The sequence below is a fragment of the Lutimonas halocynthiae genome (genome assembly GCF_030409835.1).
In the GTDB taxonomy this organism is placed as follows: Bacteria; Bacteroidota; Bacteroidia; order Flavobacteriales; family Flavobacteriaceae; genus Lutimonas; species Lutimonas halocynthiae.
Map to the genome: position 1 here is coordinate 41,571 of NZ_JAUFQO010000016.1, position 14,703 is coordinate 56,273.

Annotated in this window: 17 protein-coding genes; 12 read left to right on the forward strand and 5 right to left on the reverse strand. The window is 32.9% G+C overall.

The window, feature by feature from the left end; all coding sequences use genetic code 11:
- Positions 1 to 57: 57 nt before the first annotated feature.
- Both QWY87_RS13090 and QWY87_RS13095 read left to right on the forward strand, forming a co-directional pair.
- Positions 58 to 1,560, forward strand: coding sequence for an NAD(P)H-hydrate dehydratase (locus tag QWY87_RS13090; protein WP_290291930.1), 1,503 nt, complete (start codon positions 58 to 60; stop codon positions 1,558 to 1,560).
- Positions 1,561 to 1,628: 68 nt separating this feature from the next.
- Entirely contained in the window at positions 1,629 to 2,021 is a 393-nt protein-coding gene (locus QWY87_RS13095; RefSeq protein ID WP_290291931.1) for a DUF6146 family protein, read from the forward strand.
- Between the two features lie 10 nt (positions 2,022 to 2,031).
- Here QWY87_RS13095 and QWY87_RS13100 read toward each other — a convergent pair whose 3' ends face one another.
- A complete protein-coding gene (locus tag QWY87_RS13100; RefSeq protein ID WP_290291933.1) occupies positions 2,032 to 2,691 on the reverse strand; it encodes a hypothetical protein in 660 nt (219 codons plus the stop codon).
- 95 nt (positions 2,692 to 2,786) lie between these two features.
- Between QWY87_RS13100 and QWY87_RS13105 the strand changes: the two genes are divergently transcribed.
- Entirely contained in the window at positions 2,787 to 4,127 is a 1,341-nt protein-coding gene (locus tag QWY87_RS13105) for an aspartate kinase (protein WP_290291934.1), read from the forward strand.
- A 39-nt stretch (positions 4,128 to 4,166) separates the two neighbouring features.
- On the opposite strand, the gene QWY87_RS13110 is transcribed toward QWY87_RS13105, so the two are convergent.
- Complete coding sequence (locus QWY87_RS13110; RefSeq protein WP_290291936.1) at positions 4,167 to 4,550, reverse strand: PUR family DNA/RNA-binding protein; 384 nt, start codon at positions 4,548 to 4,550, stop codon at positions 4,167 to 4,169.
- Between the two features lie 102 nt (positions 4,551 to 4,652).
- On the reverse strand, positions 4,653 to 6,416 hold the full coding sequence (locus tag QWY87_RS13115; RefSeq protein ID WP_290291939.1) for an ABC transporter ATP-binding protein: 1,764 nt from the start codon (positions 6,414 to 6,416) through the stop codon (positions 4,653 to 4,655).
- A gap of 188 nt (positions 6,417 to 6,604) precedes the next feature.
- On the opposite strand from QWY87_RS13115, the gene nusB reads away from it, so the two are divergent.
- From nusB to QWY87_RS13155, 8 genes are all read left to right on the forward strand, one after another.
- On the forward strand, positions 6,605 to 7,543 hold the full coding sequence (gene nusB / locus QWY87_RS13120) for a transcription antitermination factor NusB (protein ID WP_290291942.1): 939 nt from the start codon (positions 6,605 to 6,607) through the stop codon (positions 7,541 to 7,543).
- Positions 7,544 to 7,579: 36 nt separating this feature from the next.
- Positions 7,580 to 8,050: a DUF1573 domain-containing protein gene (locus QWY87_RS13125; protein WP_290291944.1), complete on the forward strand. Its 471-nt coding sequence runs from the start codon at positions 7,580 to 7,582 to the stop codon at positions 8,048 to 8,050.
- 8 nt (positions 8,051 to 8,058) lie between these two features.
- Complete coding sequence (gene yajC / locus QWY87_RS13130) at positions 8,059 to 8,382, forward strand: preprotein translocase subunit YajC (RefSeq protein WP_290291947.1); 324 nt, start codon at positions 8,059 to 8,061, stop codon at positions 8,380 to 8,382.
- A gap of 97 nt (positions 8,383 to 8,479) precedes the next feature.
- A complete protein-coding gene (locus QWY87_RS13135) occupies positions 8,480 to 9,448 on the forward strand; it encodes a CdaR family protein (protein ID WP_290291949.1) in 969 nt (322 codons plus the stop codon).
- 27 nt (positions 9,449 to 9,475) lie between these two features.
- Positions 9,476 to 10,063, forward strand: coding sequence for a dephospho-CoA kinase (gene coaE, locus QWY87_RS13140; RefSeq protein WP_290291950.1), 588 nt, complete (start codon positions 9,476 to 9,478; stop codon positions 10,061 to 10,063).
- A gap of 102 nt (positions 10,064 to 10,165) precedes the next feature.
- Positions 10,166 to 11,728, forward strand: a complete 1,563-nt coding sequence (locus QWY87_RS13145; protein WP_290291953.1) for a sensor histidine kinase — start codon at positions 10,166 to 10,168, stop codon at positions 11,726 to 11,728.
- Between the two features lie 11 nt (positions 11,729 to 11,739).
- Positions 11,740 to 12,435: a response regulator transcription factor gene (locus QWY87_RS13150; RefSeq protein WP_290291955.1), complete on the forward strand. Its 696-nt coding sequence runs from the start codon at positions 11,740 to 11,742 to the stop codon at positions 12,433 to 12,435.
- 95 nt (positions 12,436 to 12,530) lie between these two features.
- Complete coding sequence (locus tag QWY87_RS13155) at positions 12,531 to 13,151, forward strand: L-threonylcarbamoyladenylate synthase (RefSeq protein ID WP_290291957.1); 621 nt, start codon at positions 12,531 to 12,533, stop codon at positions 13,149 to 13,151.
- A gap of 7 nt (positions 13,152 to 13,158) precedes the next feature.
- On the opposite strand, the gene QWY87_RS13160 is transcribed toward QWY87_RS13155, so the two are convergent.
- Together QWY87_RS13160 and QWY87_RS13165 are read right to left on the reverse strand one after the other, a co-directional pair.
- Positions 13,159 to 13,779 carry a DUF8845 family protein gene (locus QWY87_RS13160; RefSeq protein ID WP_290291960.1) on the reverse strand — a complete coding sequence of 207 codons (621 nt, stop codon included), beginning with the start codon at positions 13,777 to 13,779 and terminating at the stop codon, positions 13,159 to 13,161.
- Positions 13,780 to 13,781: 2 nt separating this feature from the next.
- Positions 13,782 to 14,276 (reverse strand): RNA polymerase sigma factor, encoded by a 495-nt coding sequence (locus QWY87_RS13165; protein ID WP_290291964.1) that lies wholly within the window; start codon positions 14,274 to 14,276, stop codon positions 13,782 to 13,784.
- A gap of 202 nt (positions 14,277 to 14,478) precedes the next feature.
- On the opposite strand from QWY87_RS13165, the gene QWY87_RS13170 reads away from it, so the two are divergent.
- A complete protein-coding gene (locus tag QWY87_RS13170) occupies positions 14,479 to 14,703 on the forward strand; it encodes a hypothetical protein (protein ID WP_290291966.1) in 225 nt (74 codons plus the stop codon).

Below are 14,703 nucleotides of genomic sequence, written 5' to 3' on the forward strand. Positions count from 1 at the left end.
GTGACTTTTCACATGCCTTGTTGATTTTTATGTACTTTTATTGGTATATAGCGACTTATGAAAATTCTCTCAGCAAAACAGGTTTATAAGGCCGATCAGGCCACAATGAAAAACTTGTCAATTTCATCTACAGATTTGATGGAAAAAGCAGGCCTAGCTTGTTTTAATTGGATATATCAGGCTTTTCAACATGCTAAGAGGCCAATTCATGTTTTCTGTGGGATGGGTAATAATGGAGGAGATGGTTTAGTTATAGCCAGACTGTTAGCTGAAAAAGCCCTAGATGTAAAAACTTACCTGGTCAATTTTAGTGATAAAAGAACTGATGATTTTCGCATAAACCTTGAAAGACTAAAGAAGCTAAATAGTGATGTTTATGAGATTAATGCGGAAGGAGATTTTCCGAAGATTAGCAATAAGCACATTGTTGTTGATGCTATTTTCGGTATAGGACTTAAACGAGCTATTGATGGTTTCACAAGACAATTGGTTATGTGTCTTAACGCTTCAAAAGCCACAATTATTTCTATTGACATACCTTCAGGTTTGTTCGCAAATCAACATATGATCGATAATGATGCGATCGTAAAAGCTGATCAGGTTTTAACCTTTCAGGTACCTAAATTAGCATTGTTAATTCCGGAGAATCAAAATTTTATTTCAGAATGGATAGTTCTTGATATTGAGCTGGATAAGACCTATCTAGAAACGGTTGATGTTAAATATGAGTTTATAACAACAAATGATATCAAGAGAATCTATAAGAAAAGAAAAAGGTTTTCGCATAAAGGAAGCCACGGTCATAGTTTGATTATTGGAGGTAGTTTTGGTAAGATAGGCGCGGTTATACTGGCTTCAAGAGCTGCTATAAAATCTGGATCAGGTTTGGTGTCATCTTATATCCCGAAATGCGGCTATACGGCCATGCAGGTTTCAGTTCCAGAGGTAATGGTAGAAGTAGACGATGAAAAAATAGTCCAATTCTTTAATTTCAAGACCAAACCCAGTGCAATTGGTATTGGCCCGGGATTAGGGACCCATCTAAAGACCAAAAAGGGATTTGTGGATTTTTATTCAAACTGTAAAATTCCGATGGTTATTGATGCGGATGGCTTAAATATTATCTCCGAATTCAAAGACCTTAAGAAATTAATTCCAAAGAATACGATTTTAACGCCACACCCAAAAGAATTTGAACGTTTAGCAGGAAAATGGACTGATGATTATCACAAGCTTGAAATGCTCAAGAAATTTTCTGTTAAGTATAAATGTGTTGTGGTTTTAAAAGGAGCCTACACGGCTGTTGCCTATCAAGGAAAGATCTGGTTTAATTCCAGTGGTAATGCAGCCTTGGCAACTGCGGGAAGCGGCGATGTATTAACAGGAATTATTTGCTCCTTGCTAGCTCAAGGATATACCTCTATTGAAGCTGCTCTTATGGGTGTTTATATTCACGGACGAACTGCTGATATTGGTATTGAGTCAGAAGAATCGATGGAATCATTTATTGCTTCTGATATTATAGCGAATCTAGCCAAGGTATTTAAAGAGCTTGCTTGACTTGGATTGTGGCATTGATTTTGTGTTATATTAATAAAACCTACCCTATGCGATTTTTACCTCTAATAATGATAATAGGAATTTGTCTTTTCTCTTGTAACAGCAGTAAAAAAAGTGTTGACAAAGTAAATGAGGTGTCACCTAGTGCCGTAGTTGATACAATCAGAATAGAGAATAAGGAGCTTGATTACCAGATCATCATAATGGATATAGGATTTGAATCGTGGCTTGCAACACAGCGAAGTTCCAATTTTTACATCCAGCCAACTTTAGAGAGTAAAAATAAATTTTATGTTATGGAGTGGAATAGAAGGGTGATGAATCCACAAGTTTATAATTCAAACCTCTATATGCAACCGATCGACTATGATCACCAGATCGATTATGGAATGGAAGTAAATTATCTGTTATATATGTACTTTCAATTCTTTCAAGATAAATACAATCAGCGACTTTACTAAAGAATTCCTTTTAGGTTTTCTTGAGATCAATTAAAATCGAAAAAGTTTTATTAATATCTGCTTCTTTTACAACAAGTGTAATCTCATGAGTAGTGGATATAACCTCCTGTACAGGAATATTTGCCCAAGCCAGTTGTTTCAGAATAAAATAGTAGATACCCGATTGTTCAAGGTTTTTTTTAGGTAATTTGATTGTGATTGAGGCCAGTTTGGCCATAGAATTGATCAATTCCTCATCTTTAAAAATACCCTCTATTTCTTCTTTTAAATCAGCGCTGATTACAATATTGGTTTCAAAAATACCTTGTGAAACAGTAAAAAATGATTCCCGATTGTCACCAATCTTAGCAAAGATTAATGATATCTGTTTGGGAAGGGTACTGGAGTTTTTAAAGGTATAATCGAAAAGATCAGATCTTACTATAAAATCACCAAGTTTAAGAGAAAGCGATTTTATATTCTTGCGAATTTTTAAAACTTCCACAGGAGACATTCTGTTGATAGACATCATAATGGCCCCTGTTTTCACCTCTTTACCAAGTGATTCTTCAACTTCTGGTTGTATAATTCTGGCAAGTGAAGAAACATTGATAAGCTTATCTTGCATTGCCTCCTCTATAAAAGGTGTCCTTTGAATAATAGTTTCGACCGTTTCCTGGATTGTTTTCATTGTTGAAATTTGAACAATATGTTATAATATGTAAATATATTACAAAAATTTTATCGTAAATCTCTTTTTTTCAATATTTGTAGAAAATAATAATTATGATCGTTTTAAAATTTGGAGGAACTTCAGTAGGCTCAGTAGAGAATTTTAGAAAAGTAGCGAGAATCGTGCAAGATTGTCAGGAGGATAAGATTATCGTCTTATCTGCAATGTCTGGTGTAACCAATACGCTGGTCAGCATTTCTGAATTGTTGAGAGCATCTAAAACCAAGGAGGCTCTGGAACTGATCAATGGTTTAAATCAAAAATATTTGGTTGTTGCTAAAGACCTTTTAGAAAGTGATGAAGGGTTTTACAAGGCACAGATTGTATTGAAAAAACAACACCAGGTTTTACTCTCTATTGTTGAAGAATCATTTACAATCCAAAATGAAAAAATAGTAATGGCACAAGGCGAATTGGTCTCTACAAATTTGTTCCAACTCTATATGGAAGAAATTGAGCTTGAATCGGTACTATTGTCAGCGCTTGATTTTATGTATATCGATAAGTTTGGAGAACCTAAAAGTGCGGTGATTAAAGATAGGATAGGAAAGGTTCTTGCAAATTACAGCGTGAACACTTTTATAACTCAGGGATTTATTTGCAGAAATGAACAGAATGAAATTGATAATTTGAATAGGGGAGGTAGTGACTATAGCGCCTCGCTCATTGGAGCTGCTGTAGAAGCAAACCAAATTCAAATTTGGACTGATATTGATGGGATGCACAATAATGACCCGCGTTTTGTTGATCACACCTTCTCTGTTAAAGAAATGTCTTTTGATGAAGCTGCAGAGCTGGCTTATTTTGGAGCCAAAATTTTACATCCACAAAGTATCATCCCGGCTCAGGAAAGCAATATTCCTGTTTTGCTAAAAAACACATTTAAGCCTGAATCTATAGGTACACTTATTCACAATAAAGCCAAAGTTCAGAAAATAAGAGCTATTGCAGCAAAAGATAATATTACAGCAATTAAGATTAAATCGTATCGAATGTTAATGGCTTATGGTTTTATAAAAAAAATATTTGAAGTTTTTGAAGACCATAAAACTGCGATTGATATGATTACCACATCTGAGGTAGCGGTATCTTTAACCATTGATAATACGTCTAAATTAAAAGAAATTATAAATGAGTTACAAGCCTTCGGAAATATTGAAGTAGATTCGGATTTAAGTATTATTTGTATTGCCGGAGATTTGGCTCAGAATAAAAAAGGTGTTACTTCAGCCATCTTTAATGGATTAAAAGATATTCCGATAAGAATGATCTCTTATGGAGGAAGTAATTACAACCTTTCATTTTTGGTAAAAAGTATTGATAAAATAGCAGTCTTAAATATCCTCAACGAAGGATTATTCAAACGGCTTGAAATTGAAGTACTACAAGCATAAATAAAAAAGCCACCAGTTAAGACTAGTGGCTTTTTCTATTTAAATATCTTCAAAATTTACATCTGTAAAGCTGTCAGTTGAAGATTCGCTGACTTCACTTCCGTTCAGCTCTTCTCCATTTACTCTGTGATAGTCTTTTTGATGACGTTCACTTATCACTTCCTGACCTTTTTCATTTACTATGAAAGATGTCGCTTTGTTTAAGATTTCACCAAACTCTGTAAAATCTTCTTTGTACAAATAAATTTTGTGTTTCTTATAATGGAATGATCCGTCGTCATGCGTAAATTTCTTACTCTCCGTAATGGTTAAATAATAATCTCCTGCCTTAGTTTCTCTTACATCAAAAAAATAGGTTCTTCTACCTGCTCTTAATACTTGAGAAAAGATTTCTTCCTGTTCAATAAACCCTTTTTCGTCCATATTAATTTTAAATTTAAATTAACTTTTAACAATTCTTGAGACAAATCTATAAAATTAAATAACGTATGCAACAATTATTTGTTCCATTTATGAGCATGAAACTCACTGATTTGTTAACTTTTCTTCAAGTTGTTGATTATAAATATCTTGATAATACCCAGGTATGGCTACCAATTCATCATGTGTTCCCGCTGACACTATTTTTCCTGCTTCTAAAATGATGATTTGATCAGCGTTTTTAACTGATGAGGCCCGATGACTAATAATGATGGTTGTTTTATCCTTCGTGGCTTCACTAAGGTTTTGAAGAATTATTTCTTCCGTTTCAGTGTCAACTGCTGATAGACAATCATCAAAAATTAATATTTCCGGATCAGATATTAAAGCCCTTGCGATTGAAACTCTTTGTTTTTGCCCTCCGGAAAGTGTGACACCCCGTTCACCAACCAACGTTTCAAATTTATTACTAAAAGCATCTATATTGTGATAGATATAAGCTGATTTAGCGGCCTGAGCAACTTGTTCATCACTTGCATTTTCATTTCCAATCTTGATATTTTCTTTTATCGTATCGGAAAATAAAAAAGCGTCCTGAGGCACAAAGCCTATACTTTCTCTCAAGGAGTCAAGATTTATTTTTTTTATGGGTTGATCATCTATCAGGATCGTTCCTCCGTCAACATCGTATAAGCGAGCAATTAAAGCTGCTATAGTAGATTTCCCAGATCCTGTTCTACCTAGAATGGCAAGTGTTTTGCCTTTTTTAATTTTAAAACTAACTCCATCCAAAGCAGTAATTTGGGTGTCCTCAAAGGTAAATGAGACATTATCAAATTCAATTTCGCCTTTGATCTGGGTTTTATTTGGCTCGTAATTGATGATTTTTGGCTTTTCTTCCAAAAACTCATTGATTCTTGTTTGTGACACTTCAGCTTGCTGTACAATTGAAGTTACCCACCCTACAACAGCTACAGGCCAGGTAAGCATATTTACATAGATAATGAATTCAGCGATGATACCAATGTTTTCTATTTCGCCATTTATGTATTGCATTCCACCTACATAGATCACTAATATATTACTCAATCCAATTAATAGAATCATCAAAGGGAAGAACAAAGCCTGGGCCTTATAAAGTGAAATGTTTTTATCTTTACTTGTATTCGCTAATTCTTCAAATGAATTAGATGAAAAACCTTCAATACCATAGGCTTTAACAACGTTTATTCCTGAAAAGGTTTCCTGTGCGAAGGTTGTTAATTTTGATAAGTATTGTTGCACAATATTACTTCTCTTATTTATGATCCTACTCAGAAAATAAATAGATAATGATAATATGGGAAGCGGTAATAAGGTATAAAGGGTTAATTTTGTGTCAATATTGGCCATCTTTGTGATGGCGATAATGAATAAGACCAGCATATTCATGGTGTACATGATGGCGGGCCCAAAATACATTCTGACTTTTCCCACGTCCTCGCTTATTCGATTCATGAGGTCACCAGTCCTGTTTTTTTTATAAAAGTTTAATGATAGGAGCTCGTATTGATGGAATATCTCATTTTTAAGATCGAATTCTATTAACCTTGACATTACAATCAATGTCTGTCTCATGAGAAATGTGAAAAAACCTGCAAGTAATGCGGCTCCAATAATATAGAGAATATTAATAATAAGTTGTGATTTAACAATCTCTAAGTCAGTAATCTGATTACTTCTGTAATCTTCAACAATATTCAGGGACTCTTTAATTAATTGGGGTATTTGTAAGGCGAATACCTTGGAAACCACAGTGATTAAAATTCCAAGAATTAATCTTGACCTGTATTTGTAGAAAAATTTATTTAAATACTTTAATGCCTTCATAAACTACCAACGCTAGTCGTTGCAACGGCGAAGATACATAAATATTAGGTTCAGTTATTTGAAGGTTTTCTATTCGTTTAAATTTTAACCTTTTCTTTAGACTTTAAAAATATAGTTTAAAAAAAAAGTAGTAATTTTGCCACCATTAAAATATCAAATAATTTATTTGAACTACGATCTTTATAATAATGGTAAATAGAAGACATATTCGTATCAAAGTGATGCAATCAATATATGCTGTGCTTCAGTCTAAGAGCGATAACTTACCTAAAGAAGAGAAATTCCTATTATTCAATATTAAAAAAGCGACTGACCTGTACGTACTTCAACTAATGTTGATGGTAGAGGTGAGAAACCTTGCTTTGGAGCACTTGGAGATAAAAAAGAAGAATTATCTCGCTACAGATGAGGATAAGAACCCTAATTTGAAATTCATTAATAATGAAGTCATTTTAGCCATCACAGAAAGTACTGAGGTAAAAGAATTCCTATCCAAATCTAAATTAATGGACTGGAAGGATAACAGAGAGTATGTGAGAATCATTCTTGATGATATGACCGGAAGTGATATTTACAGGAATTATTTAAATTCGGGAGATTCAAGCTTTGCAGAAGACAAGGCCTTTGTTGCTGACTTCTTCAAGAACATTCTTGCTCCGAATGAAAAGTTATTTGATTTTTATGAGAGTCTAAACCTTAGTTGGGTTGACGACTATCCTTTAGTGAATACAGCTATTCTTAAAGCAATCAAGCAACTGAATAAAGGAGATTCGATTCAATTGAGCCAATTGAAGGTAAAAGCCGACGATGAAGAGTTTTTAGTAGATTTGTTTCGGAAAACAATCTTGCATCAACAGGAATTCACTAGTGAGATTGACGAAAAGACACCAAATTGGGATACAGAACGTATAGCCGATATGGATATGATATTGATAAAAATGGCCCTGACAGAATTTTTGTATTTTCCATCAATTCCTACTAAGGTTACAATTAATGAATACATAGAGATCGCCAAGGATTATTCTACAAGAAAAAGTAGTTATTTTATCAATGGTGTTTTGGATAAACTTTTAAAAGATTACAATAAATCCAATAGATTGAACAAAATCGGAAGAGGATTGTTGTAAAAAATTATATTTTTACAAAAATTAAATTTAATAGACATGAAAAAAGTAATTGTTTTATCGATTCTTAGTTTGAGTTTGATGACTATTTCTTGCAATGAAAACGCAGCGAAAAAGATCAAGTCTGAAAATCTGGAATTGGCGAAAGAGCGTGATAAGGAAATCAAAGTTGGAGGAGCAAAAGTAAAATTTGACAAAACCGAACATGATTTTGGAGTTATTAATGAAGGAGATGTGGTTGAAACTGTATTTACCTTTACCAATTCAGGTAAAGCTGAATTAATAATTACTTCTGCCAAAGGAAGTTGTGGTTGTACAGTTCCTGAATGGCCAAAAGAGCCAATCATGCCAGGTGAAGAAGGTCAGATAAGAGTTAAATTCAATTCTGATAAAAAACCTAATTTACAGCAGAAAAGTATTACGCTTGTTACGAATACGGAGCAGGGTAAAGAAATTTTAAAGATTAAGGCTCAGGTAACGCCAAAATCAAAAGTTCAACAGAATAGTTAATAAAATTTATGTATCAAACAATATTTTTACAAGCCGGAGGTGGTGGCATAGGGAACTATGTACTGATTCCTTTAATGTTTTTAGTGTTATATCTTTTTATGATTCGTCCTCAAATGAAGAAGCAGAAGAATGAAAAGAAATTCCAATCATCTATCAAGAAAGGTGCTAAGGTTATCACTACAAGTGGTGTTCATGGTAAAATAGTTGATTTAATTGATTCGGATAACACCTGTGTTATTGAAACAGGAGCGGGTAAGATCAAATTTGAAAGATCTGCCATATCTATGGAATTAAGTAAAAAATACGCGCCAAAAGAAGTTAAGAAAAAATAACTTTTTTGTCAATAATAAAGAAGAGGCTATCTTAATTAATATTTTTAGGATAGCCTCTTTTTTTATACATTTAGGGTAATAAGCAAAGTGAAAATTTATGACTGATACAAACGGGAAACAAAACCCTGAAATTAAACAGAATCAAAAGAAATTAAGGGTCTTCCTTTTGTTCCTGATACTGTCCATTTTGTTTTGGTCTTTGATAAAATTGTCGAAAGAATATATTGCTGATGTTGAATTTGATCTAGTTTACTCTGATATCCCAAATAATAAGCTGATTCAAAATGAGCCAGATCAAAAAGTCAAGTTAACATTAAAAACCATAGGCTTTAAATTACTCAAGTACGAATTTAGGAAAAAGTTTTTGGATTATTCCTTAACTGAAATTGAGAGAAAAGGAGGGTCTATGTATTACAGCGAAACGCGTTCAAATATAAATTATTTGCAAGCACAGCTCTCTGCAGAGACTGTGGTACTGAATGTTGAACCAGATACTTTGTTTTTTGACCTCGGCGTTAAAAGATCTAAAAAGGTACCTGTAGTTTCACAAATGGAGTTTTCATTCAAAACAGGGTTTAATTTTGTAGGTAATCATACATTGAGCCCTGCAGAAGTAACCATATCTGGTCCTGAAAAAGTAATTGACACAATTAATGAGGTATTGACCTCAAGCTTCCATTTAACAGATATATCCGAGTCATTTGAACAAAGTGTTTCTTTAGAAGTGCCTAACGAATCAATTGTATTGTCTGAAGAATCGATAATGGTTATTGGGGTTGTAGATAAGATTACAGACGGTTCTTATAATTTACCCTTTGAAGTAATCAACTTACCTCGTAATGTGATCATTAGCACCTACCCGAAAAAAGTTAAAGTTGTATACCAGGTAGCCCTTAAAGACTACAATAAAATTCCGGAGAATAGTTTTAGGATTCAATGTGATTATAAGCAAACGCAAGACAATGATTTGGATTATTTAATTCCAAAATTAGTTGACATGCCCGAAATGATTACCAATGTAAAAATAGTGCCGAATAAAGTTGAGTTTTTACTCAAGAAACAATAACATCACCCATCTTTAAATTTTGATATTTTGAGAATTGTTGGTTTAACAGGAGGCATTGGAAGCGGTAAGAGTACTGTTGCCAGAATGTTTGAAAGATTAGGAGTTCCGGTCTACTATAGCGATGTCAAAGCTAAGCATCTCATGAACACTTCAGATGATATAAGAAAAGGATTGATTGATGTTTTTGGGCCTAAATCTTTTGAAAACGGAGAATTGAATCGCTCCTATATTGCAAGCCTTGTTTTTAATAATGAAGCAAAATTAAAAAAGCTCAATTCGATTGTACATCCTGAAGTTAAAAGAAATTTTAAGAAATGGATATCGAAGCAAAGTGCTTCATATGTGATCGAGGAAAACCCTTTGATTTTTGAAAACAACAGTCAACATGATTTTGATTTAATCATCACCGTGACGGCTCCAAAGAAAATTAGAATTCAAAGAGTTATGGAAAGAGATGGGCTTAGTGAAAATGAAGTTCTTGCTCGAGTAAAAAACCAGTTAGAAGATGAATTAAAGATCAATGGTTCTGATTTTGTCATAACAAATGAGTCCCTAAATGCTACAAAAACCCAAGTTGATAGAATAAATGAAGCGATAATGGCTCAAATTCCTTAATAAAATTGAAATAAACTTAAAATTTTGTTAAATAAATTGAAATTTTCGTTAACATCTGTTAAAAGATTAATTAAACCCTAAAGAAACTATAAATTTGTTTCAATGAGTAAACGGATTTTTGTACTTTTAGTGATGCTGATGGTAATTTCTTTGTTGGGAATTATCACTGTTCAGATATTTTGGATTCGATCATCTATTGAGATGAGAGAAGAGCAGTTTTCTACAAGTGTAAAATTCGCACTTGCAAGAGTTTCAGAGAATATTCAGAAAAGAGAGTTTAAAGAAAATATATCCCGATATGCGCCGCTGATTGATAGTTTGCAAAAATCTAAGCAGAGCAATGTTAGGGATTTTTATTTTCAGCAAGTTGACACAAGTAGAAATGAAATTTTCACATTCCGTCAAAGTATTCTGGAGAATAATTATAAATCTCAATTTTCCCCATTTGAGGCAGATACGGTTAATTTTAAAACATTCTTAAGTAGAGAAGAAACCCAGATTGAGAAAATCGAGTTTACATCGAAAGATTTTAGTGAACTGTCGCCTAAAGATAGGATGGTTAAGGTGGAAAGGCTGGATAGATATGATAAACTTGAATTAGAAAGCATATTTAAAAATATAGTATCAAGAACGCCAATACACGATAGGGTGAGTAACAATGAAATCAGGATGAACCTTGATAATGAGCTGAGAGCAAGAAATATTGATACAAAGTTTGAATTTGGTGTTTTTAGTGAAGAATTGATTACGAAAGTTAAATCGGATAGGTTCGTGCAAAAAAGAGGGTATACTTATAATGTACCTTTGTTTGTTACTGATGATAGTATTGATTATGATTTATACGTAAGTTTTCCTGAAAAGAAGGAGTATATTCTTTCAACTATTTCATGGATTCTTATATTATCAGCTGTTTTTATTTTCATCATCATCGTTTCGTTTGCCAGTGCTTTATACCAATTGATACGTCAAAAACAGATTTCAGCCATTAAAACGGATTTTATAAATAATATGACTCATGAGTTTAAAACTCCCATAGCGACGATTAATCTTGCTATTGATTCTATTCGAAATCCTAAAATTATTAATGATAAGGAAAAGGTGATCAGGTATGCTGAAATGATTCGTGAAGAAAACAAAAGGATGCATGCACAGGTAGAAAATGTATTGCGAATCTCTAAGCTTGAAAAAAATCAACTTGACCTTAGTAAGGATATAGTTAATTTTCACGACATAATAAAGGATGCAGTATCACATGTAAACTTGATTATCAGAGACAGAGAGGGTGATATTGAGCAAAATTTAAATGCGAAACAAACAGAAATGTTGGCAAGTAAGTTTCATATGACAAATGTAATTACCAATATGCTTGACAATGCTATTAAATATTCTGAAGGAGCCCCAAGAATAAGTATTGAGACGGTAAATGCGGGTAATAATATTGTATTAAAAATAGCTGATAAAGGCATAGGAATGTCAAAAGCAGCCCAAAGAAAAGTATTTAATAAATTTTATAGAGAACAAACAGGAAATATACACAATGTAAAAGGACACGGCCTTGGGCTTTCTTATGTGAAGAGTATCGTTGAAAAACATCATGGAAATGTTTATGTTGAAAGCGAGAAAGGAAAGGGAAGTACTTTTACAGTTAAATTACCAATTATTTAAATTCATTAACCATGGCAAATAAAAAAATATTACTGGTGGAAGACGATCCTAATTTCGGGACCGTATTGAAAGATTATTTAGCATTGAATGATTACGACGTACATCACGCTAAAGATGGCTTAGATGGTCTGATTGCTTTTAAAAATGACGATTTTGACATTTGCATTTTAGATGTTATGATGCCAAAGAAAGATGGGTTTTCGTTAGCTAAGGATATTAGAGCAGTGAATGCTGATATTCCTTTGTTTTTTTTAACGGCAAAATCGATGAAAGAAGATGTGCTTAAAGGATATCAGGTTGGAGCCGATGACTATTTGAATAAACCTTTTGATTCAGAGATTTTGTTGCATAAAATAAAAGCAATTCTGCAAAGAAAAGCATCAGATGCGGCGAATGATGATAATCAATTCGAATTTGAAATAGGTGGTTTTCATTTGAATTCCAAGCTTAGACAATTAACTTTTAATGGTGAAGAACCTAGAAAACTATCTCCAAAAGAGAATAAACTTTTAAAGTTATTGGCGATGTACAAAAACGATTTGCTTCCGAGAGATCTTGCATTAACAAAAATATGGAGAGATGATAATTATTTTACATCAAGGAGTATGGATGTTTATATTGCAAAATTGAGAAAATACCTTAAGCCTGACGAGAAGGTTGAAATTATTAATATTCACGGAGAAGGTTTCCGACTTGTGGTTGATTGATAATTTAATTTATATAGGAAAAAGGCTGTATCTGTTTGATGCAGCCTTTTTTTATTTGTAGTTTTACCGAATAAGCGCTTATGTCATTCAAAAATATGTCGAAATTATTAAAGGTTTATGAAAAAAATCCTGATCAGCGGGTAATTGATCAAGCAGTAGATGTGCTTCGTAAAGGTGGTCTTATTATTTATCCAACGGATACTGTTTATGGTCTAGGATGCGACATAACCAAAACAAGAGCACTAGAGAAAATTGCCAGGTTAAAACAAGTAAAACTTGAAAAGGCTAATTTTTCGTTTATATGTTACGATCTCAGCAACCTGTCTGAATATGTGCGACAAATTGATACCCCAACTTATAAGATTCTAAAAAGAGCTTTGCCAGGGCCGTATACATTTATTTTGAAAGGAAATAATAATCTCCCGAAGGTATTTAAAAAGAAAAGTACCGTGGGGATTAGAGTACCGGATAACAATATCATTAGAACAATTGCTCAGCAACTCGGAAATCCAATAATTTCAACTTCCATTTATGATGAAGATGATGTGATAGAGTATACCACAGATCCTGAACTCATCTTTGAAAAATGGCGAGATAAGGTTGATCTTGTTCTCGATGGCGGATATGGTGATAATATTGCCTCAACAATTATAGATCTTACAGAAGATGAAATAGTTGTTGTTAGAGAAGGCAAGGGCTCAATAGATATTTTATAAGACTACTTTACAAATCACCTTGATGAGATAAGGCGGCATAATTCTTTTTAAGCTTCTTTAAAAAGAACCCATAAATTATTCTGTAAAAACCCCAGAAAATAATTAGAGCAAGACTTAACAGGACAATAGAAATAATCCATATTTTAAGCATGCTTGTTCCTTCTGTGAGGGTGTTTTGAAATTCTATGGAGCTGTATACCGCATAGAAAATATTGATTCCTATGATCCCCATTATGGTAAGGTTATAATAAATATAATTTTTAACTGTTCTTCTTGTTTTTAGAATGTTACTAAGGAGGTTTTTGACGTTGCTATCAGAACTAATGTTTTTATAATTTTTATAAAATATGTAAATAAAACCTATGATAACGACGATATGAATGGCCGAGTAGATCATCATGCTATTGCTTAGGCCATATTGCTCGTAAAATTGTTTTGTTGCATCAAAATCAGTGAAGGCGAATAGCAAATTAGGTAAAATAAATTCCAATAAGCTAATAATCAGAATCCATCTTACAATAGAAGATGATTTTTTCTGAACCATCTGGCTGATATCATCTTGGGTAAACCTAATTTTAGATTCTCCTTGATTTTTCCATAGGTCTTTTAAGTTGTCTAAATTTTCCATTCTTATGGATTTAATATGTTTTTTAACTTCGTCTTTGTCCTGTTCATCTTAACTCTTGCATTAACTTCACTAATACCAAGTGTTTTAGATATCTCTTTATAACTTTTATCCTCAAGATACATTAAAGCCAAGGCTTTTTCAATGTCATTAAGACTATAGATAGCCTCGTATAAAAGTTTTAATTGTTTGTCAGTTGAGTCGTCATAATCATGATACTCCAGCTCTTTTAGATTGTCGTAAATCTGAGTAGTCTCAACATTTCTTTTACTTTTTCTAAAAAGAGAAATAGCTGTGTTAAAGGCTACACGGTACATCCAAGTACTAAATTTAGATTCCCCTCTAAACTTTGGGTAAGCCTTCCATAGCTGTATAGTGATCTCCTGAAATAGATCCTTATGAGCTGCTTCATTATTCGTATATGACCTGCATACTTTGTGAATAATGTTTTGATGTTGCTCAAGTTCCTTAGCAAATTTTTGTTCCAATTCTTTGGTCACCAACAGTTGATTTACTTATTAGTAGTGTGATGCATCAATTTGTTACGAATTCTTTAAAACAAATTGATTTTGGTGCAAACTACACAAAAATGACAATTCATCCTAGAAATTTGACAATTGGGTAAATGTAAATTTAAAATTCAACCATGTTGCCTGATATTTGCTTCATCAAACAACAATAAGAATCTTAAATAATCAAACGATGATACGAATTTTTATAACTGCTATTCTTTATTTTATAGGGATGTTCACACAAGCCCAAGACAATCCAAATAAGGATATTTTGGGAAAGAGTTTTTCAACAGAGGTAGGTTCGTTTGAAAATTATGTACCGCCCTGTAATTTGCAAAATGCCATAGCATTTGAGTTTGAGGCGGCAAAATTTGAAGTAATAAATAAAGACCTTACATTTGATAGTAGATTTTAA

What these genes read in the sequence shown, in the direction of transcription:
- QWY87_RS13090 (WP_290291930.1), top strand. Translation starts at nt 58, where the DNA reads ATGAAAATTCTCTCAGCAAAACAGGTTTATAAGGCCGATCAGGCCACA.
- QWY87_RS13095 (WP_290291931.1), top strand. Translation starts at nt 1,629, where the DNA reads ATGATAATAGGAATTTGTCTTTTCTCTTGTAACAGCAGTAAAAAAAGT.
- QWY87_RS13100 (WP_290291933.1), bottom strand. Translation starts at nt 2,691, where the DNA reads ATGAAAACAATCCAGGAAACGGTCGAAACTATTATTCAAAGGACACCT.
- QWY87_RS13105 (WP_290291934.1), top strand. Translation starts at nt 2,787, where the DNA reads ATGATCGTTTTAAAATTTGGAGGAACTTCAGTAGGCTCAGTAGAGAAT.
- QWY87_RS13110 (WP_290291936.1), bottom strand. Translation starts at nt 4,550, where the DNA reads ATGGACGAAAAAGGGTTTATTGAACAGGAAGAAATCTTTTCTCAAGTA.
- QWY87_RS13115 (WP_290291939.1), bottom strand. Translation starts at nt 6,416, where the DNA reads ATGAAGGCATTAAAGTATTTAAATAAATTTTTCTACAAATACAGGTCA.
- nusB (WP_290291942.1), top strand. Translation starts at nt 6,605, where the DNA reads ATGGTAAATAGAAGACATATTCGTATCAAAGTGATGCAATCAATATAT.
- QWY87_RS13125 (WP_290291944.1), top strand. Translation starts at nt 7,580, where the DNA reads ATGAAAAAAGTAATTGTTTTATCGATTCTTAGTTTGAGTTTGATGACT.
- yajC (WP_290291947.1), top strand. Translation starts at nt 8,059, where the DNA reads ATGTATCAAACAATATTTTTACAAGCCGGAGGTGGTGGCATAGGGAAC.
- QWY87_RS13135 (WP_290291949.1), top strand. Translation starts at nt 8,480, where the DNA reads ATGACTGATACAAACGGGAAACAAAACCCTGAAATTAAACAGAATCAA.
- QWY87_RS13145 (WP_290291953.1), top strand. Translation starts at nt 10,166, where the DNA reads ATGAGTAAACGGATTTTTGTACTTTTAGTGATGCTGATGGTAATTTCT.
- QWY87_RS13150 (WP_290291955.1), top strand. Translation starts at nt 11,740, where the DNA reads ATGGCAAATAAAAAAATATTACTGGTGGAAGACGATCCTAATTTCGGG.
- QWY87_RS13155 (WP_290291957.1), top strand. Translation starts at nt 12,531, where the DNA reads ATGTCGAAATTATTAAAGGTTTATGAAAAAAATCCTGATCAGCGGGTA.
- QWY87_RS13160 (WP_290291960.1), bottom strand. Translation starts at nt 13,779, where the DNA reads ATGGAAAATTTAGACAACTTAAAAGACCTATGGAAAAATCAAGGAGAA.
- QWY87_RS13170 (WP_290291966.1), top strand. Translation starts at nt 14,479, where the DNA reads ATGATACGAATTTTTATAACTGCTATTCTTTATTTTATAGGGATGTTC.